The sequence below is a fragment of the Candidatus Electronema sp. TJ genome, from assembly GCF_048287355.1.
GTDB lineage: Bacteria > Desulfobacterota > Desulfobulbia > Desulfobulbales > Desulfobulbaceae > Electronema.
The window spans coordinates 2,671-8,472 of record NZ_JBLWEP010000014.1; the positions used below are offsets into that span (position 1 = coordinate 2,671).

Below are 5,802 nucleotides of genomic sequence, written 5' to 3' on the forward strand. Positions count from 1 at the left end.
GGCTTGGAGGAGGATATTCAGGACGGCAAGACCGCGCAGGGCATCTTCCTTGGCCTGATCTCCTTCTGCTGCGGCCTGCTCAACGCCGCCTGCATGACTCCCTGAGCTGCAAACAGCCTTGCCCTCTCTTTTGCCGGAGGGTACAATGCCAGCTCAAGATCACCGGCGCGCGCTGCTGCGTCCGCCGGTTTTTTCTCGCAAACTCAAGCCAGCACCTGAACGCCATGTCCGCCCAGCAGGAAATTCATTTTGACGAGATCATCAGCCGCTACCGTTCGGATCCCTATCATTATATTGATGTCCGCGCCGTGCACACCGGCACCGTGCGCTTTCTCGCCAAGGAGGACAGCCCTGTGGAGGGCGTTTCCGGCGAGTGGCAGCACAAGCCGGGCACGCCGCTGTATCAGATTGAGCGCGAGCGCAACAGCAAGGTGATCACCGCCAAAACCAACGGTGCTGTGGCCTCTGTCTGCCGCGAGCTGGACGGCCAGTTTGTCGAGGCGGGCGAGAAGCTGCTCACCATCCGTCATCCGCTGAAGAAGAAAGAGGTGATTGAAGCCATTCTTCAGGAAGTGCTGTTCATTTTCCGGGCACCGGAGCGGGCGCGCTATTATTTCTCGCTCGACATCCAAAGCCGGATTGATCAGAAAGGGGCGCGTTCGATCTTCATCAAGCCCGGCGACGAGATCATCACCATGTCGCTGATGAAACGTGACACCCCAGTGTATTACAGCGGCGAAGAAGGGCTTATTCACTCAATCTATTTCAATCCCGGCGACAGCATCAACCAAGGTGCGCCGCTGCTCGGCATCTGCCCAGAGGAGAAATACCCGCTGGTGCAGAAGGTGATCACACGGGTGAAGGCCGAGTGGGATTAGCTTTGCCGCATTGAATGTTGTCTTCGTTCCAAGAAGAGGCGCAGCGGCACCGGCTGCGGCATCTCGCCGCGCTGCAGCAGATGTCCGCTTTTCCTGCCGAAGAGACAGCGAAGATTCTTGCCTACGGTGCGCCGCTGGGCCTGCTGCTGGAGCATCACGCCCAGCTTGACCGCTGCATGAGCCGCCTTCAGCAGCTCATGGCTGAGGCGGAGGCGCGGGGAACAGCCCTGCCCGCAGGGGCGGCAGTGCTGGCTGACAGCCTCAGTCAGTCGCTGGGCCGCTTTGAGCGCCATTGGCACGCTCCGCCTGGCGGCATCTGGCTCACTGCAGCGTGGCCGGATGTCCTTGTGCCGGAGTTCAGCCGCCTGCTGCCCTTTGCCGCCGGGCTGGCCTGCTGCCGCACGGTCAGGCTCTATGGTCTTGATGCCCGCCTGAAATGGGTCAATGATGTGCTGGTGGACGGACGGAAAATCGCGGGCATCCTCTGCTCCACTGTTCTCCGGCCCAATCAAGACCGCTATCATCTCATCGGCATTGGTTTGAATGCCAACAACAGGGAGTTCCCAGCCGAGCTGCAAGCCAGCGCAGTCAGTCTGACTGAACTGCTGGGCGATGACGTTGACCGGGCTAAGCTGGCTGGCCAGCTGCTGGCTGAACTGAGCTGGGCTGTCGGTCTGCTGCATTACGATGAGGAGCAGGCCCTGCGCGAGGGTCAAAGCTGCGAGGACGGGAGAAAGCCGCTTCTGCTCAATGCGTGGCAGTCCTTGAGCGACACTGTAGGCCGCCGGGTGGAGTACGGCTTTGACGTGCAGCAGAAGCCGCTCTTCCGGGCAGAAGCTGTCGGGCTTGATCCCTGCGGCGGCTTGGTCATGGAGCTGGATGACGGCGGCAGAGTGGTGGAGTATTCCGGGGAAATTGTTTATCTGTGAGCGCAGCGCATCATGCCTGAACTGCCGGAAGTTGAAGTGACCCGCCAAGGTCTGCTGCCGCATCTGCCGGGCCGGACTGTAACTGGTGTTTCCTGGTCAGGACAGCGGCTGCGCCAGCCGATGCCCATCCAGCTGCTGAAGCAGGAAATTTGCGGCGGCGCAGTCGCCAGCCTTGACCGGCGGGCGAAATATCTGCTCATCCGCATGGACAGCGGCAGCGTGCTGCTTGTGCATCTGGGCATGACCGGCAAGCTGGGCATCTTTCCCCAGGCAGCGGCGCGGAGGACGCACGACCATCTCTGCCTGCGTTTGGAGAATGGGACAGAGCTGCGCTTCAACGATGCCCGCCGTTTCGGCCTCGTGTCGGTCTGGCCAGCAGCAGAGGCGGCGCGGCTGGAGGATGCCTTCAGCCGCAGCCAAGGCATCGAGCCGTTTGGTCCCGATTTCACCCCCGAAACGCTGGCCCGCTTGGCTGAGAAGCGCAGGCAGGCGGTCAAGCTTTTCCTCATGGATGCCAAGCTCATTGCCGGGCTGGGCAATATCTATGCCAACGAGACCCTCTTTGCCGCCGGAGTTCATCCCCAAACCCCGGCAGGCAGCCTGAGCATGGCGCAATGGCGGCGTGTCGTCACCACTGCGGTTGACATCCTGCAACGGGCGATTGCCGCAGGCGGGTCCACGGTCAGCGACTTTCTCGGCTCCAACGGCCAGCCAGGCTGGTTCCAGCTTCAGCTCTCAGTCTATGGCCGACAGGATCAGCCCTGCCTGCGCTGCGGGCAGACAATCCGCAAAGAGGTCATCGGCGGACGGGCTGCCTTCTTCTGCCCTCGCTGCCAGCCGCAGCCAGCGGCCCGATCAGCCGGAGACTGACCAGCCCCTCCTCTCCGCTGCGCAGGTGCAGAATGGCGTTGGGCGGCTCCAGTCCTTCTGTCGGACGCGCCCGCAGCTGTCCCTCCTCATCCGCCCAGGCGACCGCGCTTTTCAGCACCGTGCAATCTGGCTGCAAGGCAGGCGGCGGACCATCCAGCCGCGCCCTGAGCAAGCCGCCAGCCATGTCCTCCCCTTGCAGCCGGGCCAGAGCCGGCATGACCAGCTCATGAAAGAGCAGGCGCACTGCTGGCGGCGGACCAGGCAGGCCAAAAAACGGCAGCCTGCCATTCAGCAGACCGAAGAGTGTAGCCCGGCCTGGCCGCAGCCGCAGGCGGTTGCAAACCATCTCGCCGCCAAGCTGGTCAAAGACCTGCTCGGTGAGATCAAATTTGCCCGGCCCCATGCCGCCTGTGGTGATGATCAAATCAGGCTGATCCTGTTCCATCCTCTCTGTCAGCAGCGCGGCGAGACTGTCCGCATCATCTCTGGCGACAAGAGCGCGGACGCAGACGCAGCCCTGCGCTTCAAGCAGCGCGGCCAGCAGTGCGCCATTGCCGGAGATTTTCCCGCCTGTCGGCAGCGGCATCCCAGCTTGGGCCAGCTCGCTGCCTGTGCAGACGACCACGGCTCTTGGGCGACGATGCGCCGCGACTTCCTCGCATCCGTCCTCCGCCAGCAGGCGGAGATGATCGGCCAGCAGCCTCGTTCCAGCAGCAGCCAGCACCTGGCCGCTCCGCACCTCGCAGCCCTGACAGCGTATCTGCCGCTGCGCAGTCGCAAGCTCTGCCAGCGGCGCATGCACGTGACCGTCCTTCTCTTGGCAGACCTCAAAGGGCAGCACCCGCGCTGTTCCGAACGGTGCTGCCGCGCCGGTCATGATGCGGAAGGCTTGTCCTGGAGCGAGCGTGTTCGCCGCAGCGCATCCAGCGGCAATTTCTCCGGCTATGTGAAAAACAGCAAAGCCTTGCTCGGCAAACAGCGGCGCGGCGGCCACGGCAAAGCCGTCTCTGGCTGACTGATCGCAGGACGGGATGGAGAGTCTGGCCAAGCAGTCAGCGGCGCAGATTCTTCCTTGAGCGAGACGCAGCGGCACGCTTTCCGCCGCCAGCGGAGCAAGCTGCGCGGCAATGGCGGCCTGGGCATCGGCAAGGGAGAGTTCGAGCTGCGGGCGGCAGGGCTTCACAATGCAGGCCCTTGGGGACTATGTGTTTTCATGAAATTGGCCCAGCAAGCAAAGCGGGAGACCGCGCGCCAGGCTGGAGCGCAGCTGAAAGACGAGCAGGATGCCGCCTCAGGCGGGTTTCTGCGGCGAGGAGGAAAACGCCTCCACAATCTTGTCCATGGCCGAAAAGAGCAGCTCCACGCTGTATCCGGCCAAGAAGGACAGAGCCAAGGGAGAAAGGCTGCCGAACGAGAAGGAGTTCTGGGCGGCATAATCTTCTGGATCAACCGAGAGAAACCAGCCCACGGCCAGCCCGGAAAGCGCGCCGAGCTGCGTCCGCAGCCGGTAATGCTCGTTCGACTGGCTGGTGTAGGTTATTTCTTTGATCTCCCGGTTGATGCTGCGCAGCACGTAGGCCAGCGCACCGATCCAACCGTAGAGCAGGGGCAGGATGTACTGCTGAATCGGCTGGAGGATAAGCTGCGCCGACTGCCGCGCCTCGATGTAGCCGACCTTGGAATAATCCTCCTGATCCGTCTGCGCCTGCTTGTCTGTGTTCTGGTTGAATATCCAGTTGGTGAATATGTTGCTGCGCCAGTCCTTCAGCGACTTGTAATAGATTGTGTTGCTGCTGTTTATGTCAAGTGCCTTGTTCTCGTATTTCTCACGGATCTGCCCGATCAAGCTGCCCAGCTCGGCGTTGCCAAGCGTCTCCGCCTGATTCATCAGATCAGCCAGCTGGGTGATCTCCTCCTGAAAAGACTGCTTCTGCGTGACCTGCGTGATGATGGCCGAGCCAACCAGCCAGTAAATCTGGACGATCAGGAGAATCACCAAGGCGAACAGCGTCCAGCGCTGATAGACCAGAACTGTCTGCGCGGCATCGCTTCGTTCCGCAGAGAAGAAGCTGTCCAGCAGCTTGAGCCGCCATGAGCGCCGCCTGCGCAGCCGCGTGGCCTTGATGCTTTCGATGCTGACAGGACGGATCTTCTTTGACAGCGCGTCAAAGGCTGTCCAGAACTGCACCTCCTTGGCTTGGTCCAGGCTGCCGTCTTGCAGATGACAGCGCGAGCTGATGATGTCGCTGACCAGCTGCTGCTCAACATGCAGCCCCTCTTCAGCCGCGTAGGCCAAGAGCAGCTGGGCATCTGCAACATGCTCCTTCAGGCGTGTTCCCTCGTCCGTCTCCGCAGTGTCGGCGGTGAGCAGACCGCTCACCATCTCTCTGATCATGATCTCACCTGATCCGCATCTTCATGGCGCAGCCCTGCGGCAGGGCGCAGCTCAAGGGAGAGTAGAAGGCATTGACAAAGTCCACCTTGTACTCCGCCGCTTTCAGGTTCTCCTTCACGCCCCAGGTTCTCCAGTCAAAATACCCGCGCTGATCGACCTCCTGCTGGAGTTTCCTGATCAGTTCCTCGCTCAATCCGCCGCCAATGGAAACATCAATGGTGTCGGTCTGCGCGCCGTAGCGCTGGTACCTCCATCGCTGGATGATGCCCAGCTTGCCGCCGCTGCGCAGCACGTTCAGAGCTTCCTGGCCGCCTTTCACCTTCATCCACAGGTGCAGCTTCTGTCCGCTGAAGAGGCCGCCGTTCTCATGCGGCTGAACAGGCTCTTTGTTCTTTTGAGGATCACTGTCCGCAGCAATGTCGCCGCACCACTGCAGCGCGGCAATCTCCAGCAGCGGAGCGGCCTGCAGCCGGCCTGGGCATGCACATTCAAGCAGAACAAACAAACAGACTGCAAGTCGCTGAGTCATGTTGCCGCACCATGAGAAGACGCGCCTTGTCGGCGCATTGATTGATAAGCCGCTGCTGCTGACTGCAAAAAGCTGGGCTGATATTGGTTGGTATAAGGGAAAAAAAATGAAAAGTCAAGGCGGCGGGAAGAGCGTCCTGCCTGCCGTCTGCGGACGATGTCAGCAGAGAGAGTTCCATAACGCGGCAGACGGCTTCCGCTC

Annotated in this window: 7 protein-coding genes; 3 read left to right on the forward strand and 4 right to left on the reverse strand. The window is 61.4% G+C overall.

Annotated features, from left to right (window positions below; genetic code table 11):
- Positions 1 to 224: 224 nt before the first annotated feature.
- The 3 genes from ACNKID_RS02030 to mutM are packed head-to-tail and all read left to right on the forward strand — an operon-like array spanning position 225 to position 2,677.
- Positions 225 to 878, forward strand: coding sequence for a hypothetical protein (locus tag ACNKID_RS02030; RefSeq protein WP_417911763.1), 654 nt, complete (start codon positions 225 to 227; stop codon positions 876 to 878).
- 14 nt (positions 879 to 892) lie between these two features.
- Positions 893 to 1,807 carry a biotin--[acetyl-CoA-carboxylase] ligase gene (locus ACNKID_RS02035; RefSeq protein ID WP_417911764.1) on the forward strand — a complete coding sequence of 305 codons (915 nt, stop codon included), beginning with the start codon at positions 893 to 895 and terminating at the stop codon, positions 1,805 to 1,807.
- Positions 1,808 to 1,819: 12 nt separating this feature from the next.
- On the forward strand, positions 1,820 to 2,677 hold the full coding sequence (mutM, locus tag ACNKID_RS02040; protein ID WP_417911765.1) for a bifunctional DNA-formamidopyrimidine glycosylase/DNA-(apurinic or apyrimidinic site) lyase: 858 nt from the start codon (positions 1,820 to 1,822) through the stop codon (positions 2,675 to 2,677).
- On the opposite strand, the gene ACNKID_RS02045 is transcribed toward mutM, so the two are convergent.
- The 4 genes from ACNKID_RS02045 to ACNKID_RS02060 all read right to left on the reverse strand — a co-directional run.
- Positions 2,604 to 3,860 (reverse strand): molybdopterin molybdotransferase MoeA, encoded by a 1,257-nt coding sequence (locus ACNKID_RS02045; RefSeq protein WP_417911766.1) that lies wholly within the window; start codon positions 3,858 to 3,860, stop codon positions 2,604 to 2,606. The two genes, mutM and ACNKID_RS02045, sit on opposite strands and share 74 nt — an antisense overlap.
- Positions 3,861 to 3,968: 108 nt before the next feature.
- Complete coding sequence (locus tag ACNKID_RS02050) at positions 3,969 to 5,072, reverse strand: hypothetical protein (protein WP_417911767.1); 1,104 nt, start codon at positions 5,070 to 5,072, stop codon at positions 3,969 to 3,971.
- A 4-nt stretch (positions 5,073 to 5,076) separates the two neighbouring features.
- Complete coding sequence (locus ACNKID_RS02055) at positions 5,077 to 5,601, reverse strand: hypothetical protein (RefSeq protein ID WP_417911768.1); 525 nt, start codon at positions 5,599 to 5,601, stop codon at positions 5,077 to 5,079.
- On the reverse strand, positions 5,561 to 5,802 hold a 242-nt coding region (locus ACNKID_RS02060; RefSeq protein WP_417911769.1), incomplete at its 5' end, for a hypothetical protein. The genes ACNKID_RS02060 and ACNKID_RS02055, both read right to left, overlap by 41 nt.

Bases quoted from the DNA above. Each gene is read 5' to 3' on its own strand.
- mutM (WP_417911765.1), top strand. From the start codon at position 1,820: ATGCCTGAACTGCCGGAAGTTGAAGTGACCCGCCAAGGTCTGCTGCCG.
- ACNKID_RS02055 (WP_417911768.1), bottom strand. From the start codon at position 5,601: ATGACTCAGCGACTTGCAGTCTGTTTGTTTGTTCTGCTTGAATGTGCA.
- ACNKID_RS02050 (WP_417911767.1), bottom strand. From the start codon at position 5,072: ATGATCAGAGAGATGGTGAGCGGTCTGCTCACCGCCGACACTGCGGAG.
- ACNKID_RS02035 (WP_417911764.1), top strand. From the start codon at position 893: ATGTTGTCTTCGTTCCAAGAAGAGGCGCAGCGGCACCGGCTGCGGCAT.
- ACNKID_RS02030 (WP_417911763.1), top strand. From the start codon at position 225: ATGTCCGCCCAGCAGGAAATTCATTTTGACGAGATCATCAGCCGCTAC.